The sequence below is a fragment of the Streptomyces sp. AM 2-1-1 genome, assembly GCF_029167645.1.
Classification (GTDB): domain Bacteria; phylum Actinomycetota; class Actinomycetes; order Streptomycetales; family Streptomycetaceae; genus Streptomyces.
Window position 1 is genome coordinate 1,259,438 of sequence record NZ_CP119147.1, and the last position, 16,099, is coordinate 1,275,536.

The 16,099-nt window shown below is 74.4% G+C and carries 11 protein-coding genes and 1 pseudogene; 8 read left to right on the forward strand and 4 right to left on the reverse strand.

The annotated features are described in order from the left end of the window. Entirely contained in the window at window positions 1-1,062 is a 1,062-nt protein-coding gene (locus PZB77_RS05380; RefSeq protein ID WP_275491389.1) for a TIGR04222 domain-containing membrane protein, read from the forward strand. Between the two features lie 94 nt (window positions 1,063-1,156). On the opposite strand, the pseudogene PZB77_RS05385 reads toward PZB77_RS05380, so the two are convergent. After that, a pseudogene (locus tag PZB77_RS05385) lies at window positions 1,157-1,267 on the reverse strand (ATP-binding protein); the annotation flags it as partial. Window positions 1,268-1,407: 140 nt separating this feature from the next. On the opposite strand from PZB77_RS05385, the gene PZB77_RS05390 reads away from it, so the two are divergent. Both PZB77_RS05390 and PZB77_RS05395 read left to right on the forward strand, forming a co-directional pair. Then, complete coding sequence (locus tag PZB77_RS05390; protein ID WP_275491390.1) at window positions 1,408-2,220, forward strand: TIGR04222 domain-containing membrane protein; 813 nt, start codon at window positions 1,408-1,410, stop codon at window positions 2,218-2,220. 202 nt (window positions 2,221-2,422) lie between these two features. Further along, the gene (locus PZB77_RS05395; RefSeq protein ID WP_275495925.1) at window positions 2,423-4,027 is read left to right on the forward strand and encodes an alpha/beta hydrolase; all 1,605 of its coding nucleotides are present in this window, start codon (window positions 2,423-2,425) and stop codon (window positions 4,025-4,027) included. Window positions 4,028-4,041: 14 nt separating this feature from the next. Here the strand turns inward: PZB77_RS05395 and PZB77_RS05400 are convergent, their stop codons facing one another. The 3 genes from PZB77_RS05400 to hemG form a co-directional block, all read right to left on the reverse strand. Beyond that, window positions 4,042-5,028 carry a carbohydrate kinase gene (locus PZB77_RS05400; RefSeq protein WP_275491391.1) on the reverse strand — a complete coding sequence of 329 codons (987 nt, stop codon included), beginning with the start codon at window positions 5,026-5,028 and terminating at the stop codon, window positions 4,042-4,044. Window positions 5,029-5,378: 350 nt separating this feature from the next. Further along, a complete protein-coding gene (gene hemQ, locus PZB77_RS05405; protein WP_275491392.1) occupies window positions 5,379-6,092 on the reverse strand; it encodes a hydrogen peroxide-dependent heme synthase in 714 nt (237 codons plus the stop codon). A gap of 4 nt (window positions 6,093-6,096) precedes the next feature. Further along, a complete protein-coding gene (gene hemG / locus PZB77_RS05410) occupies window positions 6,097-7,596 on the reverse strand; it encodes a protoporphyrinogen oxidase (protein ID WP_275491393.1) in 1,500 nt (499 codons plus the stop codon). A 126-nt stretch (window positions 7,597-7,722) separates the two neighbouring features. On the opposite strand from hemG, the gene PZB77_RS05415 reads away from it, so the two are divergent. The 5 genes from PZB77_RS05415 (at window position 7,723) to PZB77_RS05435 (ending at window position 16,092) form a co-directional block, all read left to right on the forward strand. Continuing rightward, a complete protein-coding gene (locus PZB77_RS05415; protein WP_275491394.1) occupies window positions 7,723-8,808 on the forward strand; it encodes a DUF4349 domain-containing protein in 1,086 nt (361 codons plus the stop codon). Between the two features lie 241 nt (window positions 8,809-9,049). Next, on the forward strand, window positions 9,050-10,162 hold the full coding sequence (locus PZB77_RS05420) for a hypothetical protein (RefSeq protein ID WP_275491395.1): 1,113 nt from the start codon (window positions 9,050-9,052) through the stop codon (window positions 10,160-10,162). 425 nt (window positions 10,163-10,587) lie between these two features. Continuing rightward, window positions 10,588-12,342, forward strand: a complete 1,755-nt coding sequence (locus PZB77_RS05425; protein WP_275495926.1) for a stealth family protein — start codon at window positions 10,588-10,590, stop codon at window positions 12,340-12,342. 69 nt (window positions 12,343-12,411) lie between these two features. Then, complete coding sequence (locus PZB77_RS05430; RefSeq protein ID WP_275491396.1) at window positions 12,412-14,082, forward strand: stealth family protein; 1,671 nt, start codon at window positions 12,412-12,414, stop codon at window positions 14,080-14,082. A gap of 3 nt (window positions 14,083-14,085) precedes the next feature. Continuing rightward, window positions 14,086-16,092: a glycosyltransferase gene (locus PZB77_RS05435; protein WP_275491397.1), complete on the forward strand. Its 2,007-nt coding sequence runs from the start codon at window positions 14,086-14,088 to the stop codon at window positions 16,090-16,092. The last annotated feature ends 7 nt before the right edge of the window (window positions 16,093-16,099 follow it).

The window sequence follows — 16,099 nt, forward strand, 5'->3', positions numbered from 1 at the left end:
ATGAACCTGCTCGCTCTCCTGGTGACGTTCGCCGTCGCCGTCTCCTGCGTCCTCCTCCTCTCCTCGCGGACCGGCCGGCACGCCGGTCCTGACAGTGCGGTGTACGACCTCTACGAGGCGGCGTTCCTGAGCGGAGGCCCGGCGAGGGTCGTGGACACCGCGCTCACCGCTCTCCACACGGACGGGCGCGTCGCGGTCGGCGGGCCGGGCATCATCTCCGTCCTGCGGACGGAGGCCCGGGACCCGGTGGAGCGCGCCGTCTTCCACGAGCTGGCGCTCGCCCCGAACGGGGCGCTGCACCTTCTGCGCCTGGCGGTCATGCAGCACCCCGCCGTGCAGGAGATCGGTGACGGACTGGCCGCCCGGGGTCTGCTGGCCCGTCCGGAGGAGACGCGGTCCCGCCGCCGCCGGGCCTCCCTCCTGGGCGTGCTCTGCCTCGTGCTCCTCCCCGTCTCGATCATCGCGACCGTCCTCCAGTACGCGTCGCTGGACGGCTTCGCCACCCCGTTCCCGTTCATCTTCAAGGTGCTGCCCGCGCTCGTCGTCGGTGCGGTGACCGGGGTGGTGGTGACGCAGAACGCCCGTGCCCGGATCACCGCTGCGGGGCGGGCGGCGAACGGTGCGTACCTGCGGTCGCTCACCTACGGCGCGTCGCCCGCGCAGCTGGTGGCGGCCTCCGGCCCGCGGGCGGTGCCCGATCAGGTTCTGCGGGACCAGTTGATCGCTGCCGCGCGATACCCGTCGCCGGGGGCGCCCCGTCGGGGCGGATCCTCCTCGGCGCACCGTCCGGGGCACCCTCACGCCGGGTCCGACAACGGTCTGGCGGGTGCCGCGATGGTGCCCGTCGTGTGGTGTGCGGGGTCGGGCCCGGGTGGCGGCAGCTGCGGTTCGTCCTCCGGTTCGAGCTGCGGTGCGGGCGGGGGCGGCGGGTCCGGCTGCGGCGGAGGAAGCTCCAGCTGCGGGAGTTCGGGGTCCAGTTGCGGCGGGAGCAGCTCCAGTTGCGGTGGTGGGAGCAGCTCCAGCTGCGGCGGGGGGTCCAGCTGCGGGGGCGGGAGCAGCTGAGCGGCGAGAGGCATCCCCGGCGCCGGACCCGGCTCACGGACCCGGCGCCCCGCTCCCCGCACCCGCTCACCGCCGCCCCGGCCGCACGCCGGCGTCAGCTCCGGACCGCCTCCGCGATCCGGCGGGCGGCCGCGGCCGGCGTCAGGTGGGTGGGGTCGACGACCTCGGCCTCACGGTGGAGCCAGGTGCGGGCCGCCTAGGCGTGAGCGGTCGTCGTCCTGCCCGCTCCGTGGGTGCCGTTGAGCCATACGATCTTCGCCCCACCGTAGGGTCCCGGTGCGCCTCGTGTGTCCGCATGGTGAGCGCACCGGGACGGTTCCTCCTCTTCTCGCATAGAAATCGCTCATGGTCTGGTTGATGTGTCTGCTGATCGCGTGGGGCGCGGCGGCGCTCTCCTGTCTGCGGCTCTGTCTCGCCGCCGCCAGGGCCGCGCACCCGCCGGCCCGCCCGTCCGACGGCTCCCCCGGCCGGCCGGGCCCGGCGCCGTACGACTTGAACCTGTACGAGACGGCCTTCCTGGCCGGCGGGCCGGAGCGCGTCGCGGACCTGGTGCTGGTCTCCATGCACCTGCGGCGGAGCCTGCTGCTGGCCCACACCGGCTGGGCCACGGTGGTGGACCCGCGGGGCCGGGACGACGTCGAACGCACCGTGATCCGGGCCATCGGTCCCGACGGCCAGTCACGGATCGCTCCGGTACGGGCCGCGGCCGCGTCGGCCGAGCCGGTACGGGCGCTCGCCGACCGCCTGGTGGCGGCCGGGCTGGCGGTGCCGCACGCGCTGCGCGGCGCGACGGCGGCGGCGCTGGGCGAGGTGCGGCGGGCGGCGGTGCTGATCGTGGTGCTGGCCCTCGCCTCCGTGCTGCTGCCGGGTCCGTCGTACTCGCCCGGCGGACCGGCGCTCGTCTGGTTCCTGCTGCCGCTGGTACTCGTGGCCGGCTGCCTGCTCATCGTGCGGATCGAGAACCATCCGAACAGCCCGTGGGCCTCCCCCGCCGGTCAGGAGTGGCTCGACGCGCTGGGGACCTCCGGTCCGGGGCGCGGTGCCCACCGGAGCCTGCCGGCCGCCGTCGCGGTCCGGGGCCTGCGGGCCGTACGGGATCCGCTGCTCCGTGCCGCCCTGACGGGCCGTCGCTCCCGGCAGCCGGGTCCCGCCTCCTGACACCGGCGCGAGCCGCCGCCCGGACACGCTCCCGCACGCCCCGGGCGGGTCCTGTACTTCACCGGCCGTGCCCCGGACGATCCTCTTCCCCGCGGAGAGGCCCTCAGGGGTGGCCTCCAGGACGGCCCTCCCGAGGGCCCGCGGGGCGGGAACGGAGGAACGACCGGTGAGAGCAACCACGCGGTACGCGACGGCCGGGGCGATGCTCCTCGCCGCGCTGCCCGCCGCGCCCGTCGCGGCCGCCCCCGCCGCGGCGGCGGCCGAGGTGCGTCAGGGAGCAGGGGCGGCCGAGACCATCGGGACGATGATCGCCGCCGCCCGGGCCCGGGCGCGGGGCATCGCCTTCGGCGACTGCCCGGAGCGCGAGATGCTGCCCGCGTCGCTGCGGTGCGGGACCTTCACCGTGCCGCTCGACTACGCGCGCCCGCTGGGGCCGCAGACCGAACTCGCCGTCAGCCGCCGCGCCGCCACCGGTGACGCGCCCGAGCGCCAGGGCGCGCTGGTGTACCACCCGGGTGGTCCGGGGGCCGCGAGCATCACCTTTCCCCTGCTGGGGGAATGGGCGGCCTGGCGGAAGACCGCCCGCGCCTACGACCTCGTCGGCTACGCCCCGCGCGGTGTCGCCCCGTCGCCCGCGCTGTCCTGCCGGCCTCCCGGGGAGGCGGCGGAGACACCCACCGCGTCACCTGAGCACCCCTCCCCCGCGGAGAAGCGGGCCCGGATCGCCCGCGCGAGGACGTACGCGGACGGGTGCCTCCGCGCCGCCGGGCCCGCGCTGCGCCACTACTCCTCCCTGGACGGCGCCCGTGATCTGGAGGTGCTGCGGGCCGCGCTGGGCGAGGAGCGGCTGACCTTCATGGGCACCGACCAGGGGGCCTACGTGGGGGCGTTGTACGCCACGCTCTTCCCCTCCCACGTGCGCCGGATGGTCTTCGACTCGCCCCCGGACGTGCGGCGGCTCGGCTACCGTTCCGGGCCGGCCCGGGCGCGGGCGCTGGAGTCCCGTTTCGAGGACTTCCTCTCCTGGATCGCCCGCCACGACGCGGTCTACGGCCTGGGGACGACGCCGGGTGCGGTGCGGAGCCGGTACGACCGGATGCGGGACGAGGTGGCGCGAAAACCGGCGGGCGGGACGGTCGGGCCGGGCCGGCTCCAGGCGGCCTTCCTGGGCGCCGTGGCCTACGACGACTACTGGGCGGTGCGGGCCGCCGCCCTCTCCGCGTACGCGCAGGGCGATCCGGAGCCGCTGATCGCACAGGCCTCCCCCCGGCCGTACACGGCGAAGGGCGACGAGAACGCCGACGCGGTCCGTACGGCGGTGGGGTGCAACGACGGGCGGTGGCCTGCCGACTGGCGCGTCTGGGACCGCGACCACACGGAGTTGGCCCGCTCCGCCCCGTTCGCCGCCTGGGCGGAGGCCTGGGCCACGCTGCCGTGCGCGTCGTGGCCGGGGCCCCGGCACCGGCCGCTCGACGTGCGGACCGGTCGGGGCGGGCTGCCGCCGGTACTGATCCTGGCGGCGGAGCGCGACGGGGTGACGCCGTACGCGGGCGCGGTGGAGCTGCGGCGGCGGCTGCGCGGGGCGGCGCTGGTCACCGAGCGGGGCGCGGGCTCGCACGGCATCGGGGGCGGTGAGAACACCTGTGTCAACGGCCATCTGGAGACGTACCTCCTGACGGGCCGGGTGCCCGGGACGGACACCGGGTGCGCGCCGCACCGGGAGCCGAACCCGGTCTCGCTCCACCGCGCCGTCCCCCGGGGCGACGACGGGCCGGAGCACCTCCGGCGGGGCCGAGCCGCCTTCTGACGGAGGGCCGGCCCTCAGCCGGGCCGCTCCATCTCGGCGGCGTACGGCGGCTGAGCGCCCGCGACGGCGCAGGTGCGGGCGGCCACCGCGACGGCGAACCCCGTCGCGTCCCGCAGTGCGGAGGCGGTCAGCCCCTCCAGCCGGCCACCCAGCACCCCGTCCGCCGCGAGACGGTGCAGCAGCCCGGCGGTGAAGGCGTCCCCGGCGCCGATCGTGTCGACCACGTCCACCGCCGGAGCCCGAACCCGGACGTCGAGGTCGCGGGTCCGGGCGAGGGCGCCGTCGCCGCCGAGGGTCACCACGGCGAGTCCGGCCCCGGCCGCGAGCAGCCGGTCGGCGGCCTCGTCCGGTCCCGTCCCCGGCATCAGGAACTCCACGTCGTCGGCGCTGACCCGGACGATGTCGGCCAGGGCGCACCAGTGCGGCAGCCGGGAGCGGACCAGCGCCACGTCGACGACGGTGGGCCGCACGTTGGGGTCGACGCAGACGGTGGCGGTCCGCCGGGCGTGTTCCAGGGCCGCTTCGATCGCGGTGCAGCCCGGCGGGAGCGCGAGGGCCAGGCTGCCGGTGTGGACGCAGACGGAGGGCGGGGCGGCGGTCAGGGCGGTGGTGAGTTCGTCCGCCGTCCACTGCCAGTCCGCGGTGCCCTCGGCGTAGAAGTCGTAGGAGGCGCCGCCGTCTTCGTCGATCCGCGCGAGCGCGAGGGTCGCCGGGCGGTCGCTGGTGACGGAGCGGGTGAGGTCCACGCCGCTGCCGGCGAGCCGCTCGCGCAGCAGGGTGCCGAGCGGGCCCTTCGAGAGGCGGCCCGCGAAGCGGACGGGGGTGCCGAGCCGGGCGAGCGCCACGGCGGTGTTCGCGGGTCCGCCGCCCGGGTGGACGGTCAGCGGGGTCGAGCCGTCCGGGGCGGTCGCCCCCACGAAGGCGTCGGCGACGGCCTCACCGATGACGGTGACGGGGGCCCGCGGGGTACGGGGCGAGGGGGAGGCGGCGGACGACGTCATGACCGGGTCTCCGGCTTTCTTCCGGGGCGGCCGGCGAGCGGTCGCGCCGCCCGGGGCCTCTCGCGTGGATCGTGCGGGCTCTCGGCCCCTGGGTCCCGGGGCGTGCGGGTCACGAGGACACGCACGCCCCGGAAGGACGCCGGTGCGGCACGCAGGCTGCGAGCCGCACCCGGAGCCGGACCCGGTGTCGCTGGAACGGCGGTCCGCGACGCTGGTCGCGCGCGGACACCGTCTGATCTTCCGGGTCGGGGGTGGCCGGGAAACGCCGGCATTGCGAGTCGGGCCACCAGGTGTGCGGGTGGCCGGCGGTCTTCCGGGAGGGCCCCCGGGAGAACGCCGACCAGAGGACCCTACGCGAGACCCGCGACGAGGTCGGCGACCGCCTTGCGGCGACCGGTGTAGAACGGTACTTCCTCGCGCACGTGCATCCGCGCCTCGGAGGCCCGCAGGTGGCGCATGAGGTCGACGATCCGGTAGAGCTCGTCGGCCTCGAAGGCGAGGATCCACTCGTAGTCGCCGAGCGAGAACGAGGCCACGGTGTTGGCGCGGACGTCGGGGAAGCCGCGGGCCATCTTGCCGTGGTCGGAGAGCATCCGGCGGCGGTCCTCGTCCGGCAGCAGGTACCAGTCGTAACTGCGCACGAACGGGTAGACGCTGATGTAGTCGCGCGGTGTCTCGTCGGCGAGGAACGCCGGGACGTGCGACTTGTTGAACTCGGCGGGGCGGTGCAGCGCCATGTTCGACCAGACCGGCTCCAGCGCGCGGCCCAGCCTGGTGCGCCGGAAGAGGTTGTACGCGTCCTGGAGCTCGTCCGAGGTCTCGGCGTGCCACCAGATCATCAGGTCGGCGTCGGCGCGCAGACCGGAGAGGTCGTAGGTGCCCCGGACGGTGATGTCCTTGGCGGCGAGCTGGTCGAACAGCTCCTGGACCTCGTCGGCGTAGCCCGTGCGGTCGTCCGGCAGGACGTCGCGCAGCTTGAAGACGGACCAGAGGGTGTAGCGGATGACCTCGTTGAGGTCCTTGGCCTTCTTACCGGCGTTCGGGATCTTCTCAGGCGCACTCATACGGCTATTGTCCCGCCTCGTCTTCGGTGCCCCGAACCAGGGTCGGCGTGGCGATGATCTCCCCCGCCGTGCCGGTCGCGGCGCTCCCCGTCACCTCGGCGGCGACCTCGTCGGCGGCGCGCCGGGCGCTCTGGACGCAGGCCGGAATGCCGACGCCGTCGTAGACCGCGCCGCAGACCCGCAGGGCGGGCAGCTTCGCGACCTCCGCGCGGATGCGGGCGACCTTGGCGAGGTGGCCGACCGGGTACTGCGGCAGGCCGCCGATCCACCGGGTGACGGTGGTGCCGACCGGCTCCGCGGTGAGCCCGGTCGCCGCGGCGATGTCGCGGCGGGAGACGGCGACGAGTTCGTCGTCCTCGCGGTGCAGGTGGGCCTCGTCGCCGTACCGGCCGACCGAGGTGCGGAGGACGAAGAGGTCGGGGGCCGCGTCGGCGACCCACTGCCACTTGTTGCTGGAGAAGGTGGCGGCCTTGATCGTGTGGCCGTCGACCGGGGGCACCAGGAAGCCGGAGCGGCCGCGCAGCGCGTGGACCGCCTCGGCGTCCGTGCGGCGGAACGCCATGGTGATCAGGGCCATCGAGGCGTACTCGACGCCCGCCAGCTCGGCGGAGGCGCCCGGGGACTCGGCCGCCAGCAGGGTGGAGGCGGACCAGGCGGGGGTGGCGAGGACGATGCCGTCGGCGGAGACGACCCGGGTGTCCGTACGGACGTCCCACCCCGCTGCGGTACGGGAGAGGCCGAGCACCGGGGTGGCGGTGAGGATCTCGCCGCCGCCGGCGCGCACCGCGTCGGCCACCGCGCCGGGGAGGGTGCCGAGACCACCGGTGATCCCCTGGAAGACGGGGCCGTCCGCCTGCCGGGCGGCGGCCCGCTCTTGGACGCGGCGCACCCCGTCGAGGAGCGGGCCTCCCTCGCGGGCGACGTCGAAGAGCTGCGGCAGGGCGGCCCGCAGGGAGATCCGGTACGCGTCGCCCGCGTACACGCCGCCGAGCAGCGGCTCCACGAGCCGGTCGACGACCTCGCGGCCGAGCCGGTCCGCGACGTACGCGCCGATCGCGACGTCGTCGCCCACGGCGGTGGGGGTCAGCTCGCGCTCCTGGGCGATACGGGCGACGCCCTCGGGCGAAAGCACCTCGCGCAGCGCCTCCGGGTCGCCCGGCACGCCCATGACGTGGCCCTTGGGCATCGGGCGGAGCGCGCCGCGGGTCCAGAGGGAGGCGGCGGCCGTGGCGGGCGGCTGCAGGCGGTCACCGAGTCCGGCGTCCCGGGCCAGACCGACCGCTTCCGGGCGCCGGGCGAGCATCGATTCGGCGCCGAGGTCGACCTGGACGCCCGCGACCTCGCCGGTCATGAGCTTTCCGCCGAGGCGCCCGGAGGCTTCCAGGAGGGTGACCCGTACTCCGCTGCCGAGCAGCCGGTGGGCGGCGGCCAGTCCGGCGATCCCGCCGCCGACGACGACGACGTGCGGGGGGGTGGCGTGCGCGTGCTGTTCAGAACCCTGCATGGGTCCACTCTCTCAAACCCGGAACGAGTCCCGACCGTGACTGCTTCGAAACCGTCGCGGGGAAACCCGGCGGCCGGCCGGCGCGTCCAAGGGGAAACGTCGACGCGACACCGGGGGGCACCAGTCATGCAGTCCGCGCACAGAGTCCAGCAACACCCGCAACTCCCGCGGCATGCGGCGCGACGGGCCGGCGCGCGTACCGCGGCCCTCGCGGCCGGGGTGCTCGTCGTCCTGCTCGCGGTGGGCGGCTGCGGCGCGAACGCGAGCGGCGGGTCGCAGAAGTCCGCCGCGGACGGCAAGGAGGCCGCCGTCCAGGACGAGGGCGGCGGCGTGCGGGCGCCGGCCGGCCCGGAGGCGTCGGACCGTTCGGGGTCCGCCGTGAACGGGAAGGCGGCGGACCAGAGCGCCGCTGCGGCCACCCACGTCATCCGCACCACGGTGATGTCCATCGAGGTGAAGAGCGTCCCGTCGGCCGTCGCGGCCGCCCGGTCCGCCGCCGAGGACAGTGGCGGCGTGGTGGAGAGCGAGACGACCGAGCGGGTGGACGACACCCACGAGGCCTCGCACCTGGTGCTGCGCGTCCCCGAGGACCGGTACCAGGAGGTGCTGAAGCGGCTGACGGGTGCGGGCAGGCTGCTGTCGCGCACCTCGGAGGCGAAGGACGTCACCGACCAGGTCGTGGACGTCCAGAGCCGCATCGCGACCCAGCGGGCGAGCGTGGAGCGGGTCCGCGCCCTGATGGAGAAGGCGGAGCGGCTCAGCGACGTCGTCGCTCTGGAGGGCCAGTTGAGCAGCCGGCAGGCCGACCTGGAGTCCCTGCTGGCCCAGCGGGCCACCCTGGCCGACCGTACGTCGCTGGCGACGGTCACCCTCGATCTCAACGAGCCCGAGGGCCCGTCAGCCCTCGACGAGGACGGGGATCCCGGTTTCGGGGACGCGGTGAGCGGTGGGTGGCACGCGTTCGTGACGACGCTGCGGTGGATCGCGATGGGGATCGGTGCGCTCGCCCCGTTCCTCGCGGCCGTCGCCCTGCTCGCGGTGGTCTGGCGGCTGGCGGTCCGCCGTCGCCGCGTCCCCGCCGCCGCGGATCCTTCCGCGCGTCCCTCCTCCGCGGCGGCGGACCAGGACGGTGAGGTGGACGCGGCCGGTGGAGTGGGCGCGGCCGGCGAGGCGGACGCGGACGCTCCGGAGGGGGCGCGGCCCCGTCCGTGAGGCCCCGTCCGTGAGGCCCCGTCACGGCTCCGCGCGTGCTTCCCGCACGCGCGGAGCCGTGCGGGAAGCACGCGCCGGGCGGTTGAACGCACGTGCGATGCGGGGGTGTTCACGGCCCGTCGCGCCGGACGCGCGGTCCGGCGCGACGGCCCGGCGGGGCGGATCGGGGCTGAGCATATGATGGGCTCGCCCGGCATGGGCGCGGACGAGCACGGGTGAGGCGAAGAGGGTGTCACGGGTCATGCGGAGAAAAGGATCGGACTCCGCGGACGGCACTCCTCCCCCCGACGCGTCGCCCGCCCGCCGCGAGGTCCGCGGCGTGCCGCGCGGCCGCTGGATGCCGCTCGGCAAGGACGGCAGGCTCACGCTCTACGCCCGCACGGACGGCGGCGTGCTGCGCTGGACCCAGCGGGTCCCCGGCGGGGACCGGTGGGACGGCCCGGACTTCGTGCGGATCACGGACCTGACCGACCTCACCGTCGTCCAGGGCGACGACGCGTACGTGCACTTCCTCGGGCGGCGCGAGCGCCGCGGTCCCGACGGGCCGGGCGTCGACTTCGTGCACGCGGTCCAGTACCAGACCGGCCGTCCCGTCACCGAATGGCGTTCCTTCGGCAACCCCTACCGGGACCGGGAGAAGGGCCTGAAGGCGGGCGCGCCGGCCGGCGCCGTCGACGCGCAGGGGGCGATCCACGTATTCGTGCGCAACGCGGGCCGCGGGCTGCACGTGCGGCGCGAGGGGAAGAACGGCTCCTGGGAAGCCTGGCAGGACCTCAAGGGCTCCGGGCTCACCGCCGGGATCGTGCCGTCGGTGACGTCGAGCGGACGCGTGGAGGTCTTCGCGGCCTCCGAACACGGCATGCAGCAGTGGCGTCAGGAGGATGCGAAAGGCCCCCTGCAACTGGTGCCGTCCGCCCTGCGGCTCACCTCGCTGGAGAACTCGGCGACGGCGCTGGAGACCGCGCCCGACCGCCTCACCTACTACTGGACCGAGGCGAACGGGGCGGGGGTGACCTCCTACCGCGAGGGCGCCTGGCCCGTGCCGGTGGGCGGCCTTCCCGGGGACGGCGCCGTGGTGGCGCTGCGCACCCCGCTCGACGGCATCGACTGCACGGTCCTCGCGCAGCGCGGGGCCGGCTCCACCCTGCTGATCGGGGTCTGCGCCACCGAGGGCGAGCAGAACGGCGTCTGGTGGTCCGACACCACCGAGAAGTGCGTGGGGGATCCCGCGCTCGCCCTCGACGGACAGGGCCGGGTCGTGGTGGCGGTGCACGGCCCGGACGGGGCGGTGTCCCTCGCGCGGCAGGAACCGGGCCCCGGGCTCACCCTCTCGCCCGTCTGGCACCGGCTCTGAACTCGCTCTGAACTGACGGCGTCCGGACGGAGCGCCACCGGACGCGGGTGTCCGTCCGGACACCGGAGCGCCACCGGAGCGTCATCGCGACGCCACGGCGAGTTCACGCCAAGTTGTTTAAAGGTTGTACGACATCGCAGTGGGATTTGTCTCCACGGATAGTCGTTTATGTCCTTTTCCCTGAGTGGACGTTGATCGCTCCTTCATGTGAAGGTTCTGTGACCTGCTCACGGATGAGCAGAAGCGACCGCCCACCGGGCCGGTCTTGTGGATGACAGGTTTCGGTCTCATACCGTTGGTCGTCCGGGCGCGAGGGGGCGGCCGGTCGCGGCAGGCGCTGGACCGCAGTGGCGTGGGTTGGTGGATGCCTCGTGGGCGGTCAGGGTAATCCGGAGGCCGGATCGCTGGTCTCGGCGTACCGGTCCGTGGTGCCGGTGGGCGCACGCAGGGGGATCGTCCGCAAGGTACCGGCACCGCTGCGCACCGCCGTGAAATCCTCTTTCGCCTCCGTGGACGCCATCCGGTCGGCGACGGTCGTCTGGGCCATGGGCGGCCGCCGCAACGGCCCCCGGCACAGCCCGGCCTCCACGCGCCGGGTGGTGCGCGTCAAGGGCCGGCACATGCACGCCCTGCTCGTGGACGGCGCCACCGCGTGGGCTGCCCGGGCACGGAACCTCCACATCCTCGTCGCCGCCCTGGAGGCCGGGGGCGTCGAGTACTTCTGCGTCCGCGGCACCGCGAAGGACATCCCGACGGTCGCGGTACCCGCCGGGATGCGCGACGCGGCGGAGGAGATGCTGCAGATCGCCTTCGAGCAGACCCCGGGGTACGTGGGCGCGGCCACCGCGCCCGAGTCGGGCATGCGACCCGGTGAAGAGGAGAAGTCCTGGCGTCAGGTGCGCAAGCACGACGCCCTCCGCGTCGCCTGGTACGTCACCGACCCGACGCAGGAGCTCGTCTTCGGCGCCGATCAGGGGTGCGACCTGGAGTTCTGGACCGAGCGGGCGGGCGTCCTTGAGGCGCCCCGCCCCAACCGCGTGGTGGTCGAGGTGCCCGTCGACGCGCCCCGCCACACGGTCCCGCAGGCCCTCTTCGCCCTGGTGCCCGGTGCCTACACCACCGGGAACGCGCGCACCGTGGCGGAGTTCACCCAGCCCCTGGCGGAGGACCACCTCTTCCCCATCGACGTCGTCTACACCTGGGTCGACGACTCCGACCCCGTGTGGAGCGCCTCCCGCGACGCCTTCCGCCCGGGGCGGTCGGGTGACCCGGCTCCGGTCCTGCACGCCCAGGCGGCCAACGACGCGCGCTTCACCAGCCGCGACGAACTGCGCTACTCCCTGCGCTCCCTGCACCAGTACGCGCCCTGGGTCCGCACCGTCTACCTCGTCACGGCCGGACAGGTGCCCAGCTGGCTGGAGACGGACGCCCCGGGCCTGCGGGTCGTCGACCACCGGGAGATCTTCTCCGACTCCACCGCGCTGCCGACCTTCAACTCGCACGCCATCGAGAGCCAGCTGCACCACATCGAGGGTCTGTCCGAGCACTTCCTCTACCTCAACGACGACGTGTTCTTCGGCCGGCCGCTCGGCGCCGACCGCTTCTTCCACACCAATGGCCTGACCAAGTTCTTCCAGTCCACCGCGCTCATACCGAGCGGACCCACGGACGCGTCCGACCTGCCGGTGAACGCGGCGGGCAAGAACAGCCGGGCACTGATCGAGCGGTCCTTCGGCACCCGCATCGCGCAGAAGATGAAGCACACCCCGCACCCGCTGCGCCGCAGCATCCTCGCCGACATCGAGCTGGTCTACGGCGAGGAGCACCACCGCACCCAGCACTCCCGCTTCCGGTCTCCCGAGGACGTCCCCATCGCCTCGTCCCTGCACCACTACTACGGCTTCCACACCGGCCGTACGACCACCGGGACGTTGCGCTACCAGTACATCGACCTCGCCGCCGACCAGGCCCAACGGCGCCTGGACAGCATCCTCGCGCACCGCAACTTCGACACGTTCTGCCTGAACGACACCGTCGAGCACCCGGATCCGGAGGCCCAGGAGCGCATGGTCAGGGCCTTCCTCGACGCGTACTTCCCCGTTCCCAGCCGCTTCGAGCGGGTGGACTCGGACGAGTACCGCAACGTGAGCCGGTCGCGGAAGGCCGAGATCCGGCAGTGAGCGAACCCGGCGGTGAGCGGACCGCTCCCCCTGCCGCAGGCCCCATCCCCCGTAACGAAAGTAAAACGCGTGTTTGACACCACCAGCCGCGAGACGGCCGGCGAGACCTCCCTGGGCGCCGGATCCGGCCCGGAACCCGCGCCGGCGCAGCTGCGCAGGGGCCGGACGGAGCGGCAGGTCGTCGTGGACATGCACAAGCGGGTGGCGCTGGTGCACGACCGTCTCACGCCGCTCGCCGCGCGGGAGCTGAACAACCTGGAAGTCCGCCGCGCCCTGGAAGCTGCTCGGATCGACTGGTTCGCGGTGCCGGGCCTCGACGACACCGCCTCCGTGGTCGGGGTCGACGCGCGCCGGCGTCCGCAGGCGCTGGCCGCGCTGCGCGCCCGGCTGTCCGGCAGCAAGGGGTACCTCGCCCGTCCGAAGGTCGGTATGGCCCCCGGTGACGGCGCGTGGGACGGCTCCTCGGACAAGACCTGGGAGCGGGCGGCCGGGCTCTCCGTCGTGCGCGCCTTCTGGTTCCGCACCACGGAGGAAGGGCACCTGACCCACGGCGCCGACACCGGCTGCGACGTCGAGTTCTGGGAGCCCGAGGAGAGCGAGCCCGGCCGGGGCGTGGACCGGCTCGCCGCCCCCCGCCGCAACCGGGCCAGCGAGCACGTCTTCCTCGGCCACCAGCAACTCGACGTGCCCGGGGAGCACATGACCCGGCTCGTGGGCAGGTCCCACGGGTCCGACGTGCCACCGCTGCGCCCGACGCGTACCCGCCCCGAACTGGACATCGCCTTCCCGGACGAGCACCCCTTCCCGATCGACGTCGTCTACACGTGGGTGGACGGCGACGACCCGGCCTGGCAGCGGCGGCGCGCGGAGAGCCGCGGCGAGGTCTTCCACGCGGAGGCGGCGAGCCTGGCCCGCTACGTCTCCCGGGACGAGCTGAAGTACAGCCTCCGCTCGGTGCGGATGTTCATGCCGTGGGTGCGGAACATCTACATCGTCACCGACCAGCAGATCCCGCACTGGTGGACCGCCGGGGACGGCCGGGCCCGGGTGGTGGACCACCGGGAGATCTTCGACGACCCCTCCCACCTGCCCACCTTCAACAGCCATGCGATCGAGTCACGGCTGCACCACATCCCCGGGCTCTCCCAGCACTTCGTCTACTTCAACGACGACATGTTCATCGGCCGCACCCTCACCCCGTCCGCGTTCTTCCACCCGAACGGCATCGCCAAGTTCTTCCCGTCCCCGGCGCAGGTCCCCTACGGTCCCCCGGAGCCCGACGAGGTACCCACCTCGGTCGCCGCGAAGAACAACCGGCGGCTCATCCAGCAACGGTTCGGCCGCACGCTCGTGCAGAAGATGAAGCACGTGCCGTACGCGCTCGACCGCGAGATCCTCGACGCGATCGAACAGGACTTCCCCGCGGAGCACCGGGGCACCTCCGCCAGCCCCGTGCGGAGCATCACCGACCTCTCCATAGCCTCCTCGCTGCACCACTACTACGCCTACTACTCCGGGCGCAGCCTCCCCGGCGAACTGCGGTACGGCTACTTCGCGCTGGACGACCCCGAGCTGGAGCACAAGCTGGAACTGCTGCTGCTGCGGCGGGACCGGGACACCTTCTGCCTCAACGACTCCGCGAGCGATCCCGCCGAGATCGAGCACCAGAGCGAGCTGCTCCACCGTTTCCTCGAAGCCTTCTACCCGGTGCCGAGCCCCTACGAGAAGCCGGGAAGCTGAGCCGTGCACATCGAGATCCTGGCCCACACCCTGGCCACCGATTCCATCGGCGCGCGGGCGGCCGCCCGGCTCGCCGAGTCCCTCGTCACCCGTCACCGGGTGACCGTCGTCGCCGCCCGCGGCGCGGCGGCACCGCACCCGGCGCTGCGGCTGCCGGGGAACGTCGAGGTGATCGCGCTGGCGCCCTCGGTCGGGGCGGGCGACCGGGACGACGACGACACCTCCCAGCTCGTCATCGCGGGCGACCCCGAGTTCCGGCGCTACAACCGCGCCGACGACGGGCGGCTCCGCAAGCACCTGTCCGCGAGCGGTGCCGACGCCGTGGTCGCCCTCAGCTCCGCGCTCGGGGCGGTACTGGCCCAGTGCCGGGTACCGCACGCGCGGCGCGTCGCCCGCCAGCCGGCGCCCGTCGAGCGGCTCCCGGAGTCGGTGCGCGCCCGCTGGACGGAGCTCTACCGCGAGCTGGACGCGGTCGTCCCGCTGACCGAAGGCGACGCCGCCGCCCCCGAGTACCGGGCGCTGCGTGACGCCGGGGTCGAGGTGCGCCACATCGCCGAGCCGGTGGTGCTCGCGGAGAGCGCGCGGAAGCCGTCGACGGGGGCGGTGATCAGCGCCGGACGGCTCGTCTCGCACCGGCGCGTCGACCTCGCGCTGCACGCCTTCGCCCAGACCCGTGCCGCCCAGCCGGGCTGGCAGTTGCGGGTCTTCGGTACCGGACCGCTGCGCCGCGAGACCCGCGATCTCGTCACCGCGCTCCAACTCCACGACCACGTCCTGCTGTTCGACCGGGAGGCCGGTGAGGACGACTTCTACGACGCCGACATCGCGCTGGTGACCGCCGAGCGCCTGGACAGCGCGCGCCCGGTCCTGGAGGCGTTCGCCCAGGCCACGCCGGTGGTCGCCACGGACGCTCCGTACGGAGCTCCCGAGGTCCTCACCGACGGGCAGTCCGGGCTCCTGGTACCGGTGGGGGACGTCCAGGCCACGGCCCACGCCCTGGAGCGGTACATGGCCGACGAGCAGTTGCGCGAAGCGCACCGGACCCAGGCGCTGCGGACCGCCCGTTCCGCCGGCACGGACCGGGTCGGCGAGGCGTACGAGGAGCTGTTCACGTCGCTCAAGGCGGGCGCCGCGCGCGGCAGGTGGGGCCAGCGGCGGCGCACGGGCGGCGGCGCCCCCGCCGCGGACCGGGTGCTGCCCACCGCCGACTGCCGGGTCCTGCCGAACGGCGAATGGGAGCTCACCCTGCGCGGGGTGTCCGGCGCCCGTACGGTGCGCGTCGAGGAGCAGGGCAAGGGCGGCGGGCAGACGGTCGGCTTCCCCGTCGAGGGCGACGGCCGAGCCCGGATCGACGCCCGCGCGCTCGCCGTGCTGGGCGAGGGCCGCGCCGACCTGTACGTCGTGGACGGCCGGGGCAGGTCGAGCCGCCTGCGCTACGGGCGGTGCACGGTGGGCGGGGCCCGTGACGTCGGGCACCTGAGCGACCTGGACCGCTTCCACTGGGTGCTGCCGTACGCCTCCGAAGGCGGTTACCTGCGCCTGCGCGTGTGGTCCCGGCCGAGCCACGCGGAGCTGGTGACCGTCGACTACGGCGACACGAGCCTCTGGCTGACGGGCTGGCTCCAGGGGCGGTGGCGACCCGGCGGCGAGCCGTCGCTGCTGCTGCGCCGGCGTCAGGAACCCGCCCGCACACTGACGGCCGGCCGGGTGCGCTTCGAGGACGGCTGGTTCGGAGCGGAGCTGAACATGGGTGCGGCCATGCGGTCCCGGCTGCTCATGCGCGAGAACTGGGACGTGCTGCTCACCGACGGCAGCGGCGCCGAGCCGGTCAGGGTGGCGCGCATCGCCGACGACCAGGTGGTGCGACGGGACGTCCAGCGCTTCCCGGAGCTGGTGCGGGAGGAACCGACGGACCTGTTCGGCCCCGACGTCGGCCGGGCCGTGGTCGGGCTCCGCCCCTACTTCACCGCGGACAACGAACTCTCGCTCGTGGTGACCGAGCACCACTGACAGCGGC